This is a genomic window from Variovorax sp. dw_308 (assembly GCF_019207085.1).
Lineage (GTDB): Bacteria > Pseudomonadota > Gammaproteobacteria > Burkholderiales > Burkholderiaceae_C > Variovorax.
Genome location: NZ_JAATOM010000012.1, coordinates 160492 through 182470 on the forward strand (window position 1 = coordinate 160492; position 21979 = coordinate 182470).

The 21979-nt window shown below is 66.6% G+C and carries 21 protein-coding genes; 2 read left to right on the forward strand and 19 right to left on the reverse strand.

Going from position 1 to position 21979, the window contains the following annotated elements; translation table 11 throughout:
• Positions 1-76: 76 nt before the first annotated feature.
• From hflX to HCU76_RS22595, 14 genes are all read right to left on the reverse strand, one after another.
• Entirely contained in the window at positions 77-1249 is a 1173-nt protein-coding gene (gene hflX, locus HCU76_RS22530; protein ID WP_213953988.1) for a GTPase HflX, read from the reverse strand.
• Between the two features lie 61 nt (positions 1250-1310).
• Positions 1311-1574: an RNA chaperone Hfq gene (gene hfq / locus HCU76_RS22535; protein ID WP_213953987.1), complete on the reverse strand. Its 264-nt coding sequence runs from the start codon at positions 1572-1574 to the stop codon at positions 1311-1313.
• A 158-nt stretch (positions 1575-1732) separates the two neighbouring features.
• Positions 1733-3076, reverse strand: coding sequence for a ribosome biogenesis GTPase Der (gene der / locus HCU76_RS22540; protein ID WP_213953986.1), 1344 nt, complete (start codon positions 3074-3076; stop codon positions 1733-1735).
• A gap of 53 nt (positions 3077-3129) precedes the next feature.
• Positions 3130-4272, reverse strand: a complete 1143-nt coding sequence (gene bamB, locus HCU76_RS22545) for an outer membrane protein assembly factor BamB (protein ID WP_213953985.1) — start codon at positions 4270-4272, stop codon at positions 3130-3132.
• Positions 4273-4279: 7 nt separating this feature from the next.
• Positions 4280-4954, reverse strand: coding sequence for a tetratricopeptide repeat protein (locus HCU76_RS22550; protein WP_218510713.1), 675 nt, complete (start codon positions 4952-4954; stop codon positions 4280-4282).
• A 5-nt stretch (positions 4955-4959) separates the two neighbouring features.
• Positions 4960-6282 carry a histidine--tRNA ligase gene (gene hisS, locus HCU76_RS22555; protein WP_213953983.1) on the reverse strand — a complete coding sequence of 441 codons (1323 nt, stop codon included), beginning with the start codon at positions 6280-6282 and terminating at the stop codon, positions 4960-4962.
• Positions 6283-6293: 11 nt separating this feature from the next.
• Positions 6294-7571 carry a flavodoxin-dependent (E)-4-hydroxy-3-methylbut-2-enyl-diphosphate synthase gene (gene ispG / locus HCU76_RS22560; protein WP_256354359.1) on the reverse strand — a complete coding sequence of 426 codons (1278 nt, stop codon included), beginning with the start codon at positions 7569-7571 and terminating at the stop codon, positions 6294-6296.
• Between the two features lie 5 nt (positions 7572-7576).
• On the reverse strand, positions 7577-8467 hold the full coding sequence (locus HCU76_RS22565) for a helix-turn-helix domain-containing protein (protein ID WP_213953982.1): 891 nt from the start codon (positions 8465-8467) through the stop codon (positions 7577-7579).
• Positions 8460-9287 carry a type IV pilus biogenesis/stability protein PilW gene (gene pilW, locus HCU76_RS22570; RefSeq protein WP_218510714.1) on the reverse strand — a complete coding sequence of 276 codons (828 nt, stop codon included), beginning with the start codon at positions 9285-9287 and terminating at the stop codon, positions 8460-8462. The genes HCU76_RS22565 and pilW overlap by 8 nt, the downstream gene beginning before the upstream one ends.
• A gap of 97 nt (positions 9288-9384) precedes the next feature.
• The gene (rlmN, locus tag HCU76_RS22575; protein WP_213953980.1) at positions 9385-10545 is read right to left on the reverse strand and encodes a 23S rRNA (adenine(2503)-C(2))-methyltransferase RlmN; all 1161 of its coding nucleotides are present in this window, start codon (positions 10543-10545) and stop codon (positions 9385-9387) included.
• 3 nt (positions 10546-10548) lie between these two features.
• Positions 10549-10974: a nucleoside-diphosphate kinase gene (gene ndk / locus HCU76_RS22580; RefSeq protein ID WP_213953979.1), complete on the reverse strand. Its 426-nt coding sequence runs from the start codon at positions 10972-10974 to the stop codon at positions 10549-10551.
• A 148-nt stretch (positions 10975-11122) separates the two neighbouring features.
• Complete coding sequence (locus HCU76_RS22585; protein ID WP_218510715.1) at positions 11123-12898, reverse strand: pseudouridine synthase; 1776 nt, start codon at positions 12896-12898, stop codon at positions 11123-11125.
• A complete protein-coding gene (scpB, locus tag HCU76_RS22590; RefSeq protein WP_218510716.1) occupies positions 12895-13674 on the reverse strand; it encodes an SMC-Scp complex subunit ScpB in 780 nt (259 codons plus the stop codon). Before scpB ends, HCU76_RS22585 begins: the two co-directional genes overlap by 4 nt.
• 135 nt (positions 13675-13809) lie before the next feature.
• Positions 13810-14796: an RluA family pseudouridine synthase gene (locus HCU76_RS22595; protein ID WP_218510717.1), complete on the reverse strand. Its 987-nt coding sequence runs from the start codon at positions 14794-14796 to the stop codon at positions 13810-13812.
• Positions 14797-14852: 56 nt separating this feature from the next.
• Here HCU76_RS22595 and HCU76_RS22600 point away from each other — a divergent pair, with 56 nt between their 5' ends.
• Positions 14853-15662, forward strand: coding sequence for an outer membrane protein assembly factor BamD (locus HCU76_RS22600; RefSeq protein ID WP_213953976.1), 810 nt, complete (start codon positions 14853-14855; stop codon positions 15660-15662).
• A 22-nt stretch (positions 15663-15684) separates the two neighbouring features.
• On the opposite strand, the gene HCU76_RS22605 is transcribed toward HCU76_RS22600, so the two are convergent.
• Together HCU76_RS22605 and HCU76_RS22610 are read right to left on the reverse strand one after the other, a co-directional pair.
• A complete protein-coding gene (locus HCU76_RS22605) occupies positions 15685-17691 on the reverse strand; it encodes an ATP-dependent DNA helicase (RefSeq protein ID WP_218510718.1) in 2007 nt (668 codons plus the stop codon).
• Positions 17691-17894 (reverse strand): DUF465 domain-containing protein, encoded by a 204-nt coding sequence (locus HCU76_RS22610; RefSeq protein WP_213953974.1) that lies wholly within the window; start codon positions 17892-17894, stop codon positions 17691-17693. Before HCU76_RS22610 ends, HCU76_RS22605 begins: the two co-directional genes overlap by 1 nt.
• Positions 17895-18001: 107 nt before the next feature.
• Here HCU76_RS22610 and HCU76_RS22615 point away from each other — a divergent pair, with 107 nt between their 5' ends.
• Positions 18002-18799: a PP2C family serine/threonine-protein phosphatase gene (locus tag HCU76_RS22615; RefSeq protein WP_213953973.1), complete on the forward strand. Its 798-nt coding sequence runs from the start codon at positions 18002-18004 to the stop codon at positions 18797-18799.
• Positions 18800-18808: 9 nt separating this feature from the next.
• On the opposite strand, the gene HCU76_RS22620 is transcribed toward HCU76_RS22615, so the two are convergent.
• From HCU76_RS22620 to lpdA, 3 genes are read right to left on the reverse strand one after another with little or no spacing between them, the layout of a single operon-like run.
• A complete protein-coding gene (locus HCU76_RS22620; RefSeq protein ID WP_371319884.1) occupies positions 18809-19414 on the reverse strand; it encodes a hypothetical protein in 606 nt (201 codons plus the stop codon).
• Positions 19415-19443: 29 nt separating this feature from the next.
• Positions 19444-20541 (reverse strand): cell division protein ZapE, encoded by a 1098-nt coding sequence (gene zapE, locus HCU76_RS22625; RefSeq protein ID WP_213953971.1) that lies wholly within the window; start codon positions 20539-20541, stop codon positions 19444-19446.
• Positions 20542-20545: 4 nt separating this feature from the next.
• Positions 20546-21976, reverse strand: coding sequence for a dihydrolipoyl dehydrogenase (lpdA, locus tag HCU76_RS22630; protein WP_218510720.1), 1431 nt, complete (start codon positions 21974-21976; stop codon positions 20546-20548).
• Positions 21977-21979: the final 3 nt, after the last annotated feature.

A 21979-nucleotide genomic window follows, 5' to 3' on the forward strand; every position in this document is an offset into this window, starting at 1 on the left:
CCTGAAGACGACTCCACACTGGCTTTGCATTCATTCGTTTTGCTTGTTATCTCGTCAGAGGCGGGATTGTGCCCAATCAACTTGCTGCATCGTGCAATTCAGCGTCGGCGTCTAAGGTCATGGCCGCAGCGCTCGCGGAGCCGGAGCGCAAGGCCAGTTCGGCCCGCAACACCGGCAGCCCCTGCCCCGAATGAGCGCTCACGAAGATGCGCGGAACCTGGACCCCATCGACCTCGATCTCGTCTTGCAGATGCAGCGGCTCTTGCCCACTTTCAAGGGCATCGAGCTTGTTGAACACCACAAGCTGCGGAATGTGGCTCGCACCGATTTCCTCGAGTACACGCTGTACCTCGGCCATCTGCTCGGGATGATGCGGGTTCGACGCATCGACGACATGCAGCAGCAAGTCGGCGTCGACGGCTTCCTGCAGCGTGGCTTTGAAGGCGTCGACCAGTCCATGCGGCAGTGCACGGATGAATCCCACCGTATCGGAGATCGAAACCTGCCGCCGCGCGTCGCCCAGGTACAGGTTGCGCGTGGTGGTGTCGAGCGTCGCGAACAGCTGGTCGGCCGCATAGGCACGCGCCTTGACCAGCGCATTGAAGAGCGACGACTTGCCGGCATTGGTATAGCCGACCAGCGAAATGTTGAAGGTCTCGCGCCGCTCGCGCTGCCGGCGTTGCGTGCCGCGTTGCTTCTGCACCTTGGCCAGGCGCTCGCGCGTGCGCTTGATCGACTCGCTGATCATGCGACGGTCGAGTTCGATCTGCTTTTCGCCAGGGCCGCCGCGAACGCCTGCGCCGCCGGTCTGGCGCTCCAGGTGAGACCACCTGCGAACAAGTCGCGTGCTGAGGTATTGCAGGCGCGCGAGTTCCACCTGCAACTTGCCTTCGTGCGAGCGTGCCCGCTGCGCGAAGATCTCCAGAATGAGAAAGGTCCGGTCGTAGACAGCCAGATCGAGCGTTCGCTCAAGGTTGCGCTGTTGCGCCGGACTCAGGGCCTGGTCGAAGATGACCTCGCTCGCGCGATGCATCAACGCCAGTTCCTTGATCTCGTCGGCCTTGCCGCTGCCCACGAACAGGGCGGCGTCGGGCGCCTTGCGTCTGCACACGATGCGCGCCACGGGTTGGAGGCCCGCGGTTTGCGCAAGCAGTCCGAGTTCCTCCAGTCCGCTGTCGAAATGAGGCAAGCCGAAGTCGACGCCGACGAGAACGGCGGCGCCTTCCTGGGTTGAAATCAGTTCAGACAAACGGAACCGTACCAATCAGGGGAAAGGCGCGACGAGCGGGCCGCCGCGCCGGAGGTAACGCTCAAGAACCCGAGTCGTCGCTCTCGGCGGCCGAGAAGTTCACCGCGCGGCCCGGAACGATCGTGGAAATTGCATGCTTGTACACCATTTGAGTAACAGTGTTGCGCAGCAGCACGACGTACTGATCGAAAGACTCGATCTGACCCTGTAGCTTGATGCCGTTCACCAGATAGATGGAAACCGGCACATGCTCCCGACGCAAAGTGTTCAGGAACGGGTCTTGCAAAAGTTGCCCTTTGTTGCTCACGATATTCTCCGTGTTCAAGGAAGAGTTATAGAAGCGACGACCTTAACACAGCGTTTCCGCGCCGCAGCAACGGTTGCCAAAGCCCTGAAAAAATAACTTCTTCTATCGGAGCGAACTTTCGCCTCAGGACAACCGAACTGTTGTCTTTAGCAGTCAACCGCGCACCAATACGGAGTTCAGTGGCCGGATTTGTCCGCGTAGGGGTTGGTCGAGGTCTTGAACTCGATTCGCATTGGTGTCCCAACGAGATCAAACTCCTTGCGGAATCGCGCCTCCAGGAAACGCTTGTACGCGTCCGTGACATGCTCCAGTGAATTGCCATGGATCACGATCACCGGCGGATTCATACCGCCTTGGTGGGCATAGCGCATCTTGGGCCGGAACATGCCGGCGCGCTGGGGTGACTGGAACTGCACCGCCTCCAGCAGCAGGCGCGTCAGCACCGGCGTGGACATCTTGCGCGTGGCCGACTTGTGTGCCTGCGCGATCGACTGCCAGACCGGACCCAGTCCCTGCCGCTTGATGGCCGAGATGAAGTGCAAGGCGGCGAACTTCAGGAACGGCAGGCGAGTTTCGATCTGCCGCTGGATCTGCTCGCGCTGGTAGCTGTCGACCGCATCCCATTTGTTGATGGCAATGACCACGGCGCGGCCCGATTCGAGGATGTAGCCGGCAATATGCGCGTCCTGGTCCGTCACGCCCTGCGTGGCATCGAGCAACAGCAGCACCACGTTCGAGGATTCGATGGCCTGCAGGGTCTTGACCACCGAGAACTTCTCGATCGCCTGGAACACCTTGCCCTTGCGGCGCAGTCCCGCCGTGTCGATCAACTCGAATCGCTGGCCGTTGCGCTCGAACGGCACCGAGATCGCGTCGCGCGTGGTGCCCGGCATGTCGAACGCCACCAGGCGCTCCTCTCCCAGCCAGGTGTTGATCAGTGTCGACTTGCCGACGTTGGGGCGTCCCGCGACAGCAAGCTTGATAGGCTTGGCTTCGCCGTCGTCTTCCTCCTCTTCGGGCTCGGCCAGGTTCAGCGGCTCCAGCGCCAGCTCGACCAGGTCGCGCATGCCCTGCCCGTGCGCCGCGGAGACGCCATGCACGTCGCCCAGGCCGAGTTCATAGAAGTCGACCAGCTTGGTGCCGTCAAGCATGCCCTCGGCCTTGTTGGCCACGAGCACGGTCGGCTTGCCGAGCCGGCGCAGTTCGCGGGCGATGTCGTGGTCCTGCGCCGAGATGCCTTCGCGCGCATCGACGACGAAGATGACCACATCGGCCTCGGCCACCGCCTGGCGCGTCTGCTTGGCCATCTCCTTGAAGATGCCGCTGCCCGCATCAGGCTCGAAGCCGCCGGTATCGATCACGATGAACTCGTGCTTGCCCAGGCGCCCGTTGCCATAGTGGCGGTCGCGCGTCAGGCCGGCGAAATCGGCGACGATCGCGTCGCGAGTCTGGGTCAACCGGTTGAACAGCGTCGACTTGCCGACGTTGGGCCGTCCGACCAGCGCCAGTACCGGCTTCATGGCCGGACCCTCATCACTGCTGGCTTCAAGGTCGGTCTTTCAAATGGGTTGGGTTATTCAGGACGGAAGCCGAACACGCCACCGTTGCGCGTCACGACGACCACCGTGTTGGCGGCGACCACCGGCGTGGCGGCGATGGCCGAGCCATCGACGCTGAGGCGGTTGAGGGGAGCGCCGTCTTCGCGCGAGACGAAATGCAGCAGGCCTGTGCCGTCTCCGATGACGATCGAGCGTCCGACGACCAGCGGCGCCGTGAGGTCGCGGTACTTGAGCCGGTCAGACTGCCAGGCGCGCTCGCCGTCGGCACGGCGCCATGCCATCAGGTTGCCGTCCGACTCGGTGCCCACCACAAGTTGCGCGTCGCCGCTGAGGCCCTCGGCGCTGACAGCCGGCTTGCTCCACAGCAAGCCGCCACGCACCGCGTCGACACAGCCGACATTGACGTAATAGGCCCGGGCGCAGACGCTGTCGCCCACGCGGCTCACGCTGCCGGTCAAGTCCACCAGGCGTTCGACATCGTTGGTGCCGCGAGGCGCTGCGATGGGCGACTCCCAACGCGAGGAGCCGTTGGATGGATTCATGCCCACCAGCCGACCACCGATACCGGACACCAGCGTATCGCCGACGGCGAGCAACACGCCGGGCTTCTTCAGCACCAGGGCTTCCGGCGTACGTTGCTGGATCCAGAGGCGGCGTCCGCTGCCGCCGTCGTAGGCACTGGTGGCTCGGTCGGCCGTCTGCACGAAGACACGTCGCCCCGCCACCAGCGGGGCAGTGAAGGTCTCGGCCGCAAGCGGCTCGCGCCACAGGACCTTGCCGCCATCCAGGACGACGAGTTCGTTCTTCTTGGTCACTACGGCCGCCATCGAGCCGTCGCTGCCCACGCCCGCCGTCAGCGGCGCGCCCACGCTGGCGCGCCAGGCTTCGGTGCCGGTGCGTGCATCGATGGCCACCACCGTGCCGTCGGTGCTGGCCACCGTGACCATGTCGCCGTTGACGCTGGTCTGCAAGGGGAAGGCCACCTGCGGGATCTTGACGCTCCAGGCCTGGCGCACGCCAAGCACCACCACATTGGCCGGCAGTTCCGGCGGCTTGGGCTTGCTCGTGCTGGAGCATGCCGCCAATGCCGCGACCAGGACCATCGCCAAACCGGTGCGAAGAACGGGTGCTGCAGGCAGGAGACGCTTGGGATTCATGTTGCGATCAGGATTGTTTGGAGGCTGCAGGCTTGAGGGATTGCGTGTCGACGCCGACCGCATTGAGCTTGATCTCGACCATGCGCCGGTAGTCGTTGCGCGGCTCCAGCGCGGTCCACGCCTTCTGGTATTCGGCGCGGGCTTCGTCGCGCTTGCCCTGGGCCATGTAGATGTCGCCCTTGCGATCCGCCACGAGCGGCTCGTATTCCTTGGGGAAGGAGGCGCCGAGTTGCTTCAGCGCTTCGTCGTAGCCCTTGCTGTCGAGCAGTTCGGCCGCGAGGCGCAGGCGCGCCACGGCCTGGTAGCCGGGGTCGACGGCCTTGTCCGCCACCCAGGCCAGCGCAGCGCGCGAGCCCTCGGCATTGCCCTTGTCGTGCAAGGCCTTGGCCGCGAGCAAGCCGGCTTGCTGGGCATAAGGAGTGGAACCGAAGCGGTCTTTCATCTCGCCCAGCGTGCGCTCGACGGTGGCCGGGTCGCCGGCTTCGACGTTGCGCTCGAGCGTGTCATAGAGTGCTGCGGCCTGCGCCGCCTGGTTGCGCTGGTAGTACTGCCAGCCGTTCCAGCCGGCGAACGCGAGCGCGACGACGAGCAGCACCGAGGTGATGAGGTTGCCCCAGGTCTTCCAGAAATGCTTGATCTGGTCGAGTTGTTCCTGTTCCTGGAGGTCTAGAGGTGTTGCCATGCGGATCAATGTGAGGGAGCCGGGGATTGTAGGGTGGTGGCCCACTGGGCCACCTCGGAGAGGGCGCGCGCGACCTGGGCGCCATCGCCGTCGCGCAGCGACTTGACGGAGACCTCGCCGCGGGCCAGTTCATCGCCACCGAAGATCAGTGCATGGCGCGCGCCGCTGGCGTCCGCCTTCTTGAGCTGCGACTTGAGGCTGCCGCCGCCCGCGTGCATCTGCACGCTGACGCCCGCAGAACGCAAGGCTTCCAGCGCCACCTGCACCTTGGGGCTCAGGGTGAGGTCCGGAACCACCGCATAGGCATGCGGCGCGGCGGAAGGCACCGGCAAGCCCAGGGTGTCGATCAGCAGCAGCAACCGCTCGACGCCGAGGCCGAAGCCCACGGCCGGCGTGGGCTTGCCGCCCAGCTGTTCGAACAAGCCGTCATAGCGTCCGCCACCGCAGACGGTCCCCTGCGAGCCGAGTTGGTCGGTGACCCACTCGAACACGGTCAGGTTGTAGTAGTCCATGCCGCGCACCAGGCGGGTGTTGACGCGGTAGGCCAGGCCGGCTTCGTCAAGGACCGCACGCACGGCGTTGAAGTGCGCCAGCGTCTCCTCGCCAAGGAAGCTCATCAGCTGGGGCGCAGCTTCGATCAGCGCCTGCATCGAAGGGTTCTTGCTGTCGAGGATGCGCAACGGGTTGGTGAGCAGGCGACGCCTGGAATCCTCGTCCAGTTGATCGGCATGCGCCTCGAAGTAGGCCACCAGCGCGGCGCGATGGGCCGCACGCTCGGCGGGCTGGCCCAGGCTGTTCAATTCCAGGCGCACATGCTCGCCTTCGACCAGGCCCAGTTCCTTCCAGAGGCGGCGCACCAGCAGGATCAGCTCGGCATCCACATCCGGCCCGGCAAAGCCCAAGGCCTCGACGTCGAGCTGGTTGAACTGGCGGTAGCGTCCTTTTTGCGGCCGCTCATGGCGGAACATCGGCCCGATGGTCCACAGGCGCAGCGGCCCGTTGTAGAGCGCGTTGTGCTCGACCATCGCGCGCACGATGCCGGCCGTGGCTTCCGGGCGCAGCGTGAGCTTGTCGCCGTTCATCGAATCGGTGAAGGAATACATCTCCTTCTCGACGATGTCCGTCACCTCGCCAAGGCCGCGCACGAACAAGGCCGTGGGCTCGACGATGGGCGTGAGCATGTACTGGTAGCCGTAGCGACCCAGCACCGAGCGCAGCGCGTTCTCGAACCACAGCCAGAGCTGGGAATCCGGCAGCTTGTCCTTGCGGGTCACGCTGCCGGGCAATATGTCATTCATGCCTTTGACGGCACTCAGTTTTTCAGCCATGTGTCAGTGAATCAGGCGACCACGGCAGCGGGGCTGCCAAAGCGCTTCTCGATGTAGTTTTCGACGAGCTGGTGAAACTCGTTGGCGATGTTGTCCCCGCGCAGCGTGAGTGCCTTCTGGCCGTCGATGAAGACGGGCGCGGCCGGCGACTCGCCGGTGCCCGGCAGGCTGATGCCGATGTCGGCATGCTTGCTTTCGCCGGGACCGTTCACGATGCAGCCCATCACGGCCACCTTCATGTTCTCGACGCCGGGGTACTTGCTGCGCCAAACCGGCATCTGCTGGCGCAGGTAGTCGTCGATCTGCTTGGCCAGTTCCTGGAAGGTGGTGCTGGTGGTGCGGCCGCAACCCGGACAGGCAGTCACGCTCGGGACGAACACGCGCAGGCCTAGCGCCTGCAGGATCTCATTGGCGATCAGCACTTCCTGGGTGCGCGACTCGCCCGGCTGCGGCGTGAGCGACACGCGGATGGTGTCGCCGATGCCTTCCTGCAACAGGATCGACAGCGCGGTGGCCGAGGCCACCGTGCCCTTGGTGCCCATGCCGGCCTCTGTCAGGCCCAGGTGCAGCGTGTAGTCGCAGCACCTGGCCAGTTCGCGGTAGACCGAGATCAGGTCCTGCACACCGCTGACCTTGCAGCTCAGGATGATCTGGTTGCCATTCATGCCCATGGACTCGGCCAGCTTCGCCGAATCGATGGCCGAGGTGACCAGCGCCTCGTACATCACCGACTTGGCATCCCAGGGCTCGGCGCGCTGGCTGTTGGTGTCCATGAGGCTGGCGAGCAGTTCCTGGTCCAGGCTGCCCCAGTTCACGCCGATGCGCACCGGCTTGTTCCACCGCATCGCGGCCTCGATCATCTGGCCGAACTGCTTGTCCTTCTTGTCGCCCTTGCCCACGTTGCCGGGGTTGATGCGGTACTTGCTGAGCGCCTCGGCGCAGGCCGGATAGTCGGTCAGCAGGCGGTGGCCGTTGTAGTGGAAGTCGCCGATCAGCGGCACGTCGACGCCCATGCGGTCAAGTTGCTCGCGGATGTAGGGCACCTGCTCGGCCGCTTCGGGCGTGTTGACCGTGATGCGCACCATCTCCGAGCCGGCCAGCGCCAGTTCCTTGACCTGGATGGCGGTGCCGATGGCATCGACCGTATCCGTATTGGTCATCGACTGCACGCGCACCGGCGCGTCGCCGCCGACGGTGACCGTGCGCGCGCCCCACACCACGCGGGCCTGGCGCGAATTGCGCGCCCGGGGCGATGCCGGCTCGATCGGCAGGCAGGGAGGAACGATCAGATCATTCACGGCTTGACCTCGAATCTTGCAACGCCGCCGGCCTTGGCCAGCGGGGTGGTGTCGAACGGCTTGCCACGCACCTGCACATCGACCTGCGAGGCGCGCCCGACGATGACCTTCAGGGGCAGGGTGCCGGACACGCCCACCGTTTCGCCGGTCTTGACGGTACGGCGCAGCAACTCCTTGCCACCGGAATCGGTCACGGTGACCCATGAATCGCCACGGGCGGTGAAGACCAGCACATCCGAAGGCGGCGCTGGCGTCGGCGGCGGGACGGGAGCCACGACGGCAGGCACCGGTGGCGTCGGCTCCGCCGCGGGCCCGTTCGGCGCGACGGGCTCGACCACGGTGCCAGGCGGCGCCGGCGGGGCTTCGACCGCGGCCGTTTCGGACTGGCCGGTCATCTTCGAAACCGCGCCGCTCAACTTGTCGAATGCCGATTGCGGAATCCAGAACATCAGCGCTGCGCCCAGGAGCAACAAGCCCACCACCACCATCAAGGCACGCGACGGCATGGACACGCCACCGGTACGGCCCTGGTGCGGCGCGCCCGAGCGAATGTTGGAACTCATGGTGCGGTCGGCATCGGCCAGACCGGGACGCTTGGCGCCAGGTATCTTGGCCAGCACCGGCGCGGGGTCGATCTTGAGCGCGCGGCAGACGCTGGCCGCCAGGGCGCGCGCAAACACGGGATCGGGCAATGCGCCGATGTTGTCGTCTTCCAGCGCCTCCAGCTTTTGCACCGGCACCTTGAGCGCAGCCGCGACCACGGCAATGTCCAGGCCATGCGCCTCGCGCGCCTGCCGCAGCATCGCGCCGGCGCTCAGCAGCGCACTGTCTCCGCCTGCCAGCGGCACGGCGACCGGGGCACCAAACTGACTGGCACGTTCAATCATTGAAATTTCCGCGCTCATACGCAATGGCTTCCCGCGACTGGGGGAAGCGGCTCTGCAACTGGCCGCCCAACTGGCTCACCGCTTCGCGATTGTTCAGCTTGCGCTCCACCTTCACGCCCAGCCAAAGTGTTTCGGCATTGGCCGCCGGACCGTTGTTGACGCGACGCACATAGAACTGCGCCCGGGTCCAGTCCTCGCGCTTGGCCAGCAGCGCCGCGAGGTTGTAGCCGATGACGGGGTTGGCGGCATCGAATTCGTAGGCCTTCATCAGGGTCTTCTCGGCTTCGGCGTTCTGGCCGGCGCGGATCTGACACAGGCCTTGCGTCATCAGCGTCTTGGACGCGTCGATGTAGCCGGGGACGGCCAGTGCGGCGTTGAACTGCGTCATCGCATCGTTGTAGCGATTCTGCTGGCACAGCAGCCAGCCGTAGTTGTGCATGGTGTTGGCGTCGCGCGGATTGATCGCGATGGCGCGCCGGAAGCTGTCTTCGGCCAGGCCCGGATCGTCCATGCGCATGTACACCAGGCCGCGCAGGTTGTAGGCCTCGGCATAGTTGGGGTCTGCCACCAGCGATTGCTTGATCTCATCCAGCGCCGTCGTGGTCTGCCCGGCCTCGAAATAGCTGATGGCCAGTTCGAGCCGGGTGCGCGCACGCTTGCGCGCCTTGCCCTCGTCGGATTCGGTCGTGAGTTCGGCGCCGCTGGCGGCCGTGGTCGTGGACGCCGCCGGCATGCCCTTGTTCGCGCAGCCGGCCAGCGTCACCACGGCGGCCGCGAACAACGGGGCGAGTGCCCACCGGCCCGGAAAGACTTTGCTCATGAATTCAACCTTGAAACGGCAATTGGATGCGCGCGATGGCGCCGTGATCGGATGGCCGGGGATTGTCGTTGCTCACGCGGACCTTCTCTTCCAAGGTTCAAGCTCCTGCACCCGGCTTGGCCCCGGCGCGCAGTGGCCGGTGCACTGTCACGGTGTGCTCCGCGAGGCGGCGCTGCGCCATCCGTTCGGCCGCGCGCGTACGGTCCTTCACGTCACCCGCCAGTTGACCGCAGGCTGCATCGATATCGTCCCCGCGCGTCTTGCGCACGGTCGTGACGATGCCAGCCTCGCTCAACAGCTTCGCGAACGCGAGCACACGCGGTTGCGGCGAACGCAGCAGGCCCGAGGCGGGAAACGGATTGAACGGGATCAGGTTGAACTTGCAGGAGACGCCATGGGCGCCCTTGACGAGTTCGACGAGTTGCCTCGCATGCTCGGGCTGGTCATTGACGCCATCCAGCATGCAGTATTCGAATGTGATGAAGTCGCGCGGCGCGTGCGCCAGGTAGCGGCGGCAGGCATCGAGCAGTTCTTCGATCGGGTATTTCTTGTTGAGCGGCACCAGGTCGTCGCGCAGCGGATCGTTGGGCGCATGCAGCGACACCGCCAACGCGACCGGGCAATCGGCGCCGAGCCTGTCCATCATCGGCACCACGCCGGAGGTCGACACCGTCACGCGACGACGCGACAAGCCATAGGCGTTGTCATCGAGCATGGTGCGCAAGGCCGGCACCAGCGCGGAGTAGTTCTGCAGCGGCTCGCCCATGCCCATCATCACCACGTTGGAGATGACGCGCTCTGTGCGCTTGAGGTGCTTGCGCAGGAAGTGCTCGGCGAACCAGAGCTGGGCGACGATCTCGCCGGTCGTCAGGTTGCGGCTGAACCCCTGGTGCCCGGTCGAGCAGAAGCGGCAGCCCACGGCACAGCCGGCCTGCGACGACACGCACAGCGTGCCGCGATCGTCCTCGGGAATGAACACGGCCTCGACCGCATTGCCATCACCGACATCGAACAGCCACTTGATGGTGCCGTCGGCGGATTCGTGTTGCGAGAGCACCTTGAGCGCCTCGACGCGTGCGGTGCCTGCGAGCTTTTCACGCAGCGACTTGGCGAGGTCGGTCATCTGGCCGAACTCGCTGGCGCCGCGCTGGTGGATCCAGCGGAACAGCTGCGTGGCGCGGAACTTCTTCTCGCCGAGCTTTTCGCAGAACGCGGCCAGCCCCTCGAGATCGAATTCGAGCAGGTTGGCCGTGGTCATGGATCAGCGCTTGTAGACGTTGAGGCCCGCGAAGAAGAAGGCGATCTCGCCCTTCGCGGTTTCAGGCGCATCGGAGCCGTGCACTGCGTTGGCGTCGATGCTGTCGGCGAAGTCGGCGCGGATGGTGCCGGCGGCGGCCTTCTTGGGGTCCGTGGCGCCCATCAGGTCGCGGTTCTTGGTGATGGCGTCTTCGCCTTCGAGCACCTGCACGAACACCGGGCCCGAGATCATGAATTCGACCAGGTCCTTGAAGAAGGGGCGCGCGCTGTGCACGGCATAGAACTGCTCGGCTTCGCTGCGCGACAGATGCACCAGCTTGCCGGCGACCATCTTGAGGCCGGCGGCTTCAAAACGGGAGACGATCTTGCCGATGACGTTCTTGGCGACGGCGTCAGGCTTGATGATGGAGAGGGTGCGTTCGATGGCCATTGAGATGCTTCCTGAGATTAGGATTTTTGAAATGTTCGATCAAGCGCGCAACAAAGGGTTGCGCTGCCTTGACAAAGCCTTTGATTTTAACCGGGGCAGGCCTGGGGTCCGATGACGGACCGATCAAAGACTGCCGGATCGGCTGGTTTCAGCGTCCGCGGCGACGCTGTCCCCCGCCACCGCCGGAACCACCGCCCGGGCCACCGCGTCGCGGGCCCTGGCGCTGCTCCTTGCGCTGGCGGGAGAAACTGTCCGCACCGATGTAGCCGAGTGATGTCTTCATCGGATCCGGCTGGTTGGCGCCGGTCGGCGGCCCGTCGGCACGTCCACGCGCGCCGCCGCCACCACCGGCACCGCCACCACGTCGCTGGCCGCCCTGCCCTTGGCCTGGGCCTGGGCCGCCTGCATTGCCGCGGTTGCCTCGCGGCCCGCGGCCATCGCCGAGCGGGTTCGGAATGTTGTTGGGTTGCGCGCGCATGTCGTCGCGCGGACCGGCCGGCCCCTTGCCGCCCTTGCCACGGCGGCGCTTGTTGCGGCCACCGCCTTCGCCGCCGGGCCCACCGCCGGGTCCGCGCGCCTGCTGCGGACGCGGGCCGCGCTCGGCGACGCCGCCGGCGGCCTGGAACAGCCCGCGAATGTCGCGCTCGTCGAGTTCCATCCACGCGCCGCGTTTGAGGCCGCGCGGCAGCACCATCGCGCCATAGCGGATGCGGATGAGCCGGCTGACCGCGTGGCCCACCGCTTCGAACAAGCGGCGCACTTCGCGATTGCGGCCTTCGGAAATCGTCACGCGATACCAGCAGTTCGAACCCTCGCCGCCACCATCCTCGATGCTGCCGAACTGGGCCATGCCGTCGTCCAGGCGCACGCCATCGAGCAGCTTCTGGCGCTCTTCCTTGCTGATGGCGCCGAGCACGCGCACGGCGTATTCGCGCTCCAGGCCGAAGCGGGGATGCATCAGGTTGTTGGCCAGTTCACCCGAACTCGTGAACAGCAGCAGGCCTTCGGTGTTCAGGTCGAGCCGGCCGACCGACTGCCACTTGCCTTGCTGCAGGCGCGGCAGCTTGCGGAACACCGTGGGGCGGTTCTGCGGATCGTCATGCGTGACCACTTCGCCGACGGGCTTGTGGTACGCGATGACGCGGGCCGGCGGCGGCGCGATGCGATAGCGGATCGGCTTGCCGTTGACCTTGACCTGGTCGCCGTACTGGATGCGCTGGCCGATGTGGGCCGGTTCGTTGTTGACGGAGATGCGGCCTTGCAGGATCAGCGCCTCCATCTCGAGCCGCGAACCAAGGCCGGACTGGGCCAGCACCTTGTGCAGCTTGGGCGAATCGGCCTCGGGCAGCAGCACGCGCTTGAGCGGCGGCACCTCGGGACTCTCTTCGTCGGCGTCGAATTGGCCCGACACCACGTCGGCAAAACTGATCGGCTGCGGCGGCGGGGCGTTGCGCTGCTCGCGCTCGGCGGCGCGCCGGGCGCGGTCGAGGTCGTCTTCCTCCTCGTCGGGCTCTTCTTCCTCGTCGTCGTAGTCGTCGTCCGCTTCGTCGGACTGCGCGACCGGCTCGGCTTGAGCAATCGGCTCGGCCTCAGCAACTGGCGCGGCATCAGCGACTGGCGCAGCCTCGACACCTGCCTCGGCCTGAACTGCGGGCTCGTCTTGCGCGACGGGTGCAGCCTGAAGAGGCAATTCCGGCGTCGCGTCGGCGGCAGCCGGTTCGGCTGCTTCGTTCGCCGGCTCCGGTGCGTCCTGCACCTCTTGCGCGGCAGGCTTGCGGGCGCGCGGGCGACGCTTGCGCGGCGCGGCGGGGCTGGTTTCGACAGCCTCGCCATCCTGCACAGGCGCGACAGGCGCAGCAGCCGCCTTGTCTTCGGCAACAGGCTCGACCGGCAAGATCAACGCGTCGGGTTCAGAGGGGCTCATGATGGGGTTCCGGAAGGGGCAGGAGTCAGGTCGGCCGGGTTGCGATCGGTATCGGGGTCGGACGGGGTGTTGTCGACTTGGGCGCCGAGCAGCTCGTCGGCTTCGGCGAGCGGCTCGGCCGCAGGTTCAGGCGCGCGGGCCGCTTTGACGATCGAAGGCGCGACTTCATCGAGCGCATCGGGAGCCGGCGTGTCGATCGGCAGGTCCGGTTGCACCTCATCCGCGGCGGCAGCGGCCAGCGCATCGACCAGCGCGCCCTGCTGGGCCGGCGACTCGATCAATGGCAACTGGTCGAGCGAGGCAATGCCGAGGTCATCGAGGAACTGGCGAGTGGTCGCGAAGAGCGCCGGGCGCCCCACGGTTTCCCGGTGTCCGATGACCTCGACCCAATTGCGGTCCTCGAGCTGCTTGAGGATCTGCGAATTGATGGTCACGCCCCGGATGTCTTCCATGTCGCCGCGCGTGACGGGCTGGCGATAGGCAATGATGGCCAGCGTCTCGAGCGCGGCGCGGGTGTAGCGCGGCGGCTTCTCGGGGTGCAGGCGGTCGAGATGGTCGCGCAATTCCGGTCGGCTCTGGAAGCGCCAGCCGCTGCCCACGCTCACGAGTTCGAGCCCACGCTGCGCCCAGTCCAGTTGCAGGTCGTGCAGCAGGGACTTGATGGTGTCGGCGCCGAGTTCGTCGTCGAAAAGCACGCGCAACTCGCGGACCTGCAGCGGTTGGGCTGAACAGATCAAGGCCGTTTCCAGAATGCGCTTGGCATCCGCCGTGTTCATGGTTCGCGTTGTGTCCGGGACAAGGCGCCCCGTGGGCGCGCGTTCAGTGGGATCTAGATCGGGTGGGGCGTCGCAGGCGCTTGGGCAGGTGCAACGCAGGGCCGGCTCCGGGTGGCTGGCGCGGCCCGCAGGCCGTCAGGCGCGATTGTAGTCCAGCCCCCATTCGTGCGCGCCCGCCGCCAGGTCGGGCGGCAATGGCGAGTGAAAGGTCATTTCCGCCTGCGTCACCGGATGCACGAAGGCGAGTCGGTAAGCATGCAGCGCCTGCCGCGCGACGCCGGCGGCCGGCGCACCGCCATAGGTGGCGTCGCCCACCAGCGGATGGCCGATCGACGCCATGTGCACGCGGATCTGGTGCGTGCGTCCGGTTTCGAGGGTGCAACGGACGATACAACCCTTGTCACCGCTGTCGAGCCGCTCGATCAGCGTGCGCGCCACCTTGCCGCCATGGCGCTCCAGGTCGACCACGGCCATTCGCAGGCGGTTGCGCGGATCGCGCCCGATCGGCGCATCGACACGGCGCGCCGCGGCGCCCTCCCAGGGCCGGTGTGCCATGGCGATGTATTGCCGCGTGACCTCGCGCGCGGCGATCAACGCGACCAGCGCATCCATCGCGGCGCGGGTGCGCGCGACCACCATCAGCCCGCTGGTGTCGCGGTCGAGCCGATGCACGATGCCGGCGCGCGGCAGCAGGACCGCCTTCGGGTCGAGGGCCAGCAGGCCATTGAGCAGGGTGCCGCTCCAATGGCCCGGCGCGGGATGGACCACGAGGCCGGCGGGCTTGTCGATCACGCGCAGGTCGGCATCCTCGTGCACCACGCGCAGTTCCATCGGCTCGGGCCGGAAGGCCTGGCTCTGCGGCGTGGGCTTGAGTTCGATGGCGCCGGCCTCGCCCGCGTGCATGGTCATCGACGGCTTGGTCGCCGGCCGCCCGCCCTGGAGGCTGACCGCGCCGGCCTCGATCAACTGCTGCAGATAGCTGCGGGAGAACTCGGGCACCAGGGCTGCCAGGGCCCGGTCGAGGCGCTGGCCGTGCTGCGCCACGCCGATGGTGAACGCGCGCGTTTCGCTGGCGTCGGCAAGGTCGGCGGCCTCGTCCGACTCTCCTGCCGTCAGGGTCATGTCCAAAGGGTCGGTCGATATAATTGAAGGCTCCTGTTTCACGAAAGCTTCATGTGATGTTTCGCGCCAAATTATCGGCGGTCCCCGGCTGGGTGGTGGCGCTTGCCGCGGCAGGGCTGTTGGCCGGCTGCTCGACGACCGAAGACGACAAGACGGCGAACTGGAGCCCCAACAAGATCTACGCGGAAGCCAAGGACGAGGCCGATTCCGGTTCCTACGAAAAGGCCGTGCCGCTGTACGAGAAGCTGGAAGGCCGCGCCGCCGGGACGCCGCTGGCCCAGCAAGCCCAGCTCGACAAGGCCTACGCCCAATACAAGTCGGGCGAAAAGCCCGCCGCCATCTCCACGCTCGACCGCTTCATGAAGCTGCACCCGGCCAGCCCGGCGATGGACTATGCGCTCTACATGAAGGGCGTGGTCAACTTCAACGACGACCTCGGCATGTTCTCGTGGATGACCCGACAAGACCTGTCCGAGCGCGACCAGCGCGCGGCCAAGGAATCGTTCGAGGCCTTCAAGGAACTGGTCACCCGCTTCCCGGACTCGCGCTACTCGCCCGACGCCCGGGCGCGCATGAACTACATCGTGAACTCGCTCGCGCAGTATGAAGTTCACGTGGCGCGCTACTACTACACGCGCGGCGCCTACCTGGCCGCCATCAACCGCGCGCAGATCGCGCTGGCCGACTACCGCGAGGTGCCGGCGCTCGAGGAAGCGCTCTACATCATGATGCGCTCGTACGACCAGTTGGGCCTGACCCAACTGCGCGACGACACGCAACGCGTGCTGGCACAGAACTACCCGAACAGCCAGTTCGTCGCCAAGGGCTTCCGCGGCAAGGACGATCCCTGGTGGAAGTTCTGGTAGCCACCCGGCTGCCCCGCCCCGCCTACACCAGCTCCGCGAGCGCTGAATCGAACGCAGCCTCGCCCTCCACCCGCCGCATGGGCGGCAACGCCGCCAGCAGGCGCTTGCCGTAGCCCATCGCCACCAGGCGGGTGTCGCAGATCACCAGCAAGCCGCGGTCGGTCTCGCGCCGGATCAACCGGCCCGCGCCTTGCTTGAGGGCGACGCCCGCCTCGGGCAGGAAGTAATCGTTGAACGAACTGCGCCCCTGGCCTTCGAGGCGGCGCGAGCGCGCCTCCACCAGCGGGTCGTTCGGGGGCGGGAACGGCAGCTTGTCGATCACCACCAGTTGCAGCACGTCGCCCGGCGCGTCGAAGCCCTCCCAGAACGACGCGGAGGCCACCAGCACGCAACCGGCCCGACCGCCGCCCGCGCCTTCGCGGAAGCGGTCCATGAGCACACGCTTGGGCAGTTCGCCCTGTACCAGCACTTCAGGCCGCAGTTCGGCCTCGGTGTGCTCGAAGTGCGCCCGCATGGCTTCGCCGATGGTGCGCAGCGCACGCAGCGTGGTGGTGAGCACCAGCGTGCGCCCGCCCAGGACCGTGGCGCCTCGTGCGGCGAGTTGGGCGACCGCTGCGCTGTGGCCTGGGTCGTTGGGCTTGGGGAACTGGCGCGGTACATACAGCGCGGCCTGCGATGCATAGTCGAACGGGCTGGCCACGCGCAGCACCTCTGCATCGCCAAGGCCGCAGGGCTCGGTGAACCAGCGCAGGCGGGCATCGTCGCCGAGCGTGGCGGAGGTGAAGACCCAGGCCCGCCCGATGGCATCCGGGTCGGCCTTGTCCGCCTTCAGCACGCGCGTCTGCACCGCTTCGGCAATGTCGAGCGGCGACTCGATCAGGCGCAACTGCTGGCCCACGTCGACCCAGCGCACGGACTCCGGCGGGCAAGCCAATGCGAAACGGGCGGCGCGCTGAGAGAGCTGCGTGGCGCGCTCGTGCAGGCGCACGAAGTCGGGCGCCATCTCGCTGACGGTGTCGATGGCCTCGGCGGCTTGTTCGAAGCCTTGCTGCAGCGCTTCCAGCGCCCTCTGCCAGCCCTCGGGCTCGATGGCCTCGGGCGCGGCGTCCAGCCAGCGCAGCTTGGCGCCTGGCCATTGCTTGCCAACGACCAGGCGAAGCTCTCGCGCGGCGCGTTCGACCGTGGCCGCGACCGTGGTCCAGTCGACCAGGCCGCGCGCATGTTGCAGCCCTGCGGCGAGGATGTCGCGCGCGAAGTCGAGTGCCTGCGCCGTGCCGATCTGCACGCCGAGGAATTGCACGCCGGTCTCGTTGAGCTGATGCGCCTCGTCGAACACGACGACGCGTACCGTCGGCAGCAATTCGGCCATGCCCGACTCGCGCACCGCCAGGTCGGCGAAGAACAGATGGTGATTGATCACCACCACGTCCGCCGCCAGCGCCTCGCGGCGGGCCGCGTTGACGTGGCAGGGCCGGAACTGCGGGCATTGCGCGCCGAGGCAGTTCTCGCGCGTCGAGGTGACGAGCGGGATCAAGGGCGAGCGTTCGTCCAGGCCCGGCAACTCGGCCAGGTCGCCGGTACGCGTGGCCTGGGACCATTGCTCGATCTTGGCCAGCGTGCGCGCCGAGACGCGGTCAGGCCCCGCGTCATGGCGCGCCAGTTCGAGCCGGTGCAGGCAGAGGTAGCTGGCGCGGCCCTTCAGCAGCGCCGTGCGCACCGGGAGGCCCAGCGCTTCGACGAGGCGCGGCAGGTCCCTGCCAAAGAGCTGGTCCTGCAGCGTCTTGGTGGCGGTCGACAGCAGCACGCGCTCGCCGCTCAGCAGCGCTGGAACGAGGTACGAGAAAGTCTTGCCGACGCCGGTGCCGGCCTCGACCACAAGTTGGCCGCCCTCCTCGATGGTTCGGGCCACGGCCAGCGCCATGTCGGTCTGCCCACCGCGCTCGCGGAACTGGTCGGCCGCCAACGACAACGCGCCCTCCTGCGCGAAGGCTTCGCGCGTCCGCGCGACGAGTGCCCCCTCGCTCGCCATCAGGCAGGCTCGGCCGGATCGATCTGCCGCACCAGTCGCTCGATCTGGTCGCGCAGGGCGAGGCGGCGCTTCTTGAGGCGGCGCAGCAGCAATTCGTCTTGCGGCGACGCCTCCGCCAGCCTGTCGATGGAGGCGTCGAGGTCTGCGTGCTCGATGCGCAGTTCGATCAACTGGCGCGAGAGGGAGTGAAGATTGGAGTCCAACGGATGGGGTTCGACCGCATAGGGCCGACACTTGTTCACTTGATAATACGTCGAGTCTTTGTCAGACGAACAACACATGGATCGCGCCTCAGGCGCACAACGCGCGCATGAGTCGAGGCTTTCGGATAGCTGCAGCCACTGGTCTCCACAAGGGAGATCGCCCCTATCAACAGGATCAGGTCCTCCTGATCGAACATCCCCGCGTCAAGGGTTGCGTGCTGGGCCTCGTGGCCGATGGCATGGGCGGACGCAGCGGCGGTCGCAAGGCCTCCGACCAGGTGATGATGACGGCCAGGCAACTGTTCAACCGCTTCTCGCCCAGCATCGACGACATGCACGACCTGCTGCGCCGCATCGTCAACGATTCGCACACGGTGATCAAGCTGACAGCGATGTCGAGCGAGAGCGAGCCGCACAGCACGGTGGCCGCGTTCCTGGTCAACCCCAACGGCGAGTGCGTCTGGATCCATGCAGGCGATTCGCGCATCTACCATTTCCAGCGCGGCCGCATGGTGCTGCGCACGCGCGACCATTCGTACGTCCAGGCGCTGGTCGACCGCGGCGAACTCACCGACGACGAGGCCAACGTGCATCCGCAGGGCAACATCCTGATCGGGTGCCTCGGCATGACGACTTCGCCGCCGCCCATCGACACGCACCATATCGCCAAGCTCAAGCCGGGCGACTTGCTGATGGCCTGCAGCGACGGGCTCTGGCATTATTTTTCGCCAGAAGAAATGGGGGCGGTGCTGCACGAGCAATCGCCGCGATCCGCGGTCGAACTGCTGGTCGACGAAGCGCGCATACGGGCGATGGGCACGGGTGACAACATATCGATCGCGGTGCTCAAGTTCGAGTCCTTGCCGCGGGAGCCGAAGACCGCCGCGGAGGCGGGCGAGCACTGATTTCCGGTATCAGGGCGGCAACGGTGCGGCGCGCGGCTTGTCGCGCTCCGCGTTGCGCCGTTCGACGTCGGCGCGGTGCTTTGCCGCCTTGTCCAGCCGCTCGTCGTTGGCCTGCACGTTGGCCGGCGCCTGGACCCGTTCGCGCTGGCGGCTGGCATCTTCCCTGGCCTGGCGTTGCTGCTTGTCGGCGAAGGCGCGCTGGTTTTGCGCTTCCTGCGCGGTCATGGCCTCACGGCTCGCCGCATGATCCGCGGTGCGCTGCTCGCGTTCCTTTTGCGCGTCGGCGGCACGTTCGCGCTGGGCTTCCTGGTCTTTCGCGCGTTGCTGCGATGCGTTGTCCTGGAGCTTTTGCGTTTCGATCGCGGCACGGCGCTTGCGCTCGATGTCGTTGAGCGCGGACTCCTGACGCTTCAGGTCGTCGCTGACCACCCTCGCACGCCGGCGGCTGTCGCTCAGGCAATCCTCGACGGCGAACTTCTGATAGCACGCCGCGCGCTCGCTATTGACGCGCACTTGCAGCGCCTGGCGCTCGGAGGCGATGCGCGCCCGCTCGGCGGCCGGGTCGAGCCCGCCCGAGGTGCTGCCGGACTGGGCCCTTGCGGACCCGGCCAGCACGGCCAACAGCAGCGAGAGCGCAAGATGCTTCATGTGAGACGGGTGTCGACCGTGCGACGCTCCAGGGCCAGGAACTCGGCCGACTGCATTTCGTTGAGGCGGGAGACGGTGCGCGGGAACTCATGGGCCAGCGGACCTTCCGTGTACAACGCCTCGGGTGGAACCTCGGCCGACATGATGAGTTTCACGCGGCGATCGTAGAACACGTCGACCAGCCATGTGAAACGGCGGGCTTCCGAGGCCCGGTTGACGCCCATGCGCGGCACGTCGGACAGCAGCACGGTGTGGAACTGCGAGGCGATCTCGAGGTAGTCGTTCTGCGAGCGCGGGCCGCCGCACAGCGTCTTGAAGTCGAACCACACCACGCCGCCGGCCATGCGCCTCGCGTGGATCTCGCGCGCCTCGATATGCAGGATCGGGTTCTCGTCGGCCGATTCGGCCAGGCGCGCAAAGGCGTCTCGCATCTCCTTGTCGGCCACCGCGCCGTTGGGCGTGAGGTACATGCGCAGCTGTTCGAGCGTGCGGCGCCGATAGTCGGTGCCGTTGTCGACGCTCAGCACTTCGAGCTGCTCGTTGAGCAGCGCGATCGCGGGCAGGATGCGGTCGCGGTGCAGGCCGTTCGGATAAAGATCGTCCGGCTTGAAATTGGAGGTGGTGACGAAGCCCACGCCGTTGTCGAACAACGCCTTCAGCAGGCGGTGCAGGATCATCGCGTCGGTGATGTCGGATACGTGGAACTCGTCGAAGCAGATGAGCTTGTAGCGCCTGGAGATGCGCAGGCCCAGTTCGTCGAGCGGGTTGACCGTGCCTTGCAGATCGGCCAGCTCGCGGTGCACCTCGCGCATGAACTCGTGGAAATGCAGCCGCGTCTTCCGGCGCAGCGGCACCGCGTTGAAGAACAGGTCCATCAGGAAGCTCTTGCCCCGTCCCACGCCGCCATACATGTAGACGCCGCGCGGGATGTCGGGCCGGTTGATGAGCTTCTTGAAGGCGTTCGAGCGCTGGGCCTTGTAGTCGCCCCATTCGCGCGCGCAGCGGTCGAGCGCCTCGACCGCGTGCAGTTGCGCGGGATCGCTCTGGAACCCGCGCTTGGCGAGTTCCGCTTGGTAGGCCTGGAGGACGCTCAAGAGGTCAGAAATTCAGCGTGCGCTTGTCCACGGCCAGGGCCGCTTCCTTGGTCGCTTCCGACAGCGACGGGTGCGCATGGCAGATGCGCGCGATGTCTTCGCTGCTCGCCTTGAACTCCATCGCCACCACGGCCTCCGAGATCAACTCGCTCACCTGCGGTCCCACCATGTGGACGCCGAGGATCTCGTCAGTCGCGGCGTCGGCCAGGAACTTGACCATGCCGGTCGTGTCGCCCAGCGCGCGTGCGCGGCCGTTGGCCAGGAAGGGGAAGGTGCCGGCCTTGTAGGCGCGCCCTTCGGCCTTGAGTTGCTGCTCGGTCTGGCCGACCCACGCGATCTCGGGCGAGGTGTAGATCACCCACGGAATGGTGTTGAAGTTGACGTGCCCATGCTGGCCGGCAATGCGCTCGGCCACCGCCACGCCCTCTTCCTCCGCCTTGTGCGCAAGCATCGGGCCGCGCACCACGTCGCCCACGGCCCAGACGTTCGGCAGGTTGGTCTTGCACTCGTCGTCGACCACGATCGCGCCGCGCTCGTCGAGCTTCAGGCCGACCGCTTCGCCGTTCAGGCCGATGGTGTTGGGCACGCGGCCGATCGAGACGATCAGCTTGTCGACATCCAGCTTCTGGTCTTCGCCCTTGGCATTGGTCCAGGCGATGCTCACGCCCTTCTTGCCCGACTTCACCTCGCCCACCTTCACGCCGAGCTCGATCTTCAGGCCCTGCTTGTCGAAGGCCTTCTTGGCTTCCTTGGCGATCTGCTCGTCGACCGCGCCGAGGAAGGTGGGCAAGGCCTCGAGCACAGTCACTTCCGAGCCGAGGCGACGCCAGACCGAACCCATCTCCAAGCCGATCACGCCAGAGCCGATCAGCGCCAGCTTCTTCGGCACGTTGCCGATGCGGAGCGCCCCGTCGTTCGAGAGGATGTTCTCCTCGTCGAAGGCTGCGCCCGGCAGTGCGCGGGCGTTCGAGCCGGTGGCGATGATCACGTGCCTGGCGCTGATCGATTCTTCTGCAGCGCCTGCGACCTTGAGTTCGTACCCCGTGTCGTCCGTCTTCGAGAAAGACGCGCGGCCGTGGAAGAAGCTGACCTTGTTCTTCTTGAACAGGTACAGGATGCCGTCGTTGTTCTGCTTCACGACGGTGTCCTTGCGGCCGAGCATCTTGGCGATGTCGAGCCCCAGGCCTTCGACCTTGATGCCGTGGTCGGCGAAGTGCTTGCCGGCATGCTCGTAATGCTCGGACGATTGCAGCAGCGCCTTCGACGGAATGCATCCGACGTTGGTGCAGGTGCCGCCCAGCGCCGGGCCGCCCTTGCCGTTCTTCCACTCGTCGACGCAGGCGACATTGAAGCCGAGTTGCGCCGCGCGGATGGCCGCGATGTAGCCGCCGGGGCCGCCGCCGATGACGACGACGTCGAATTTCTTGTCAGACATCCA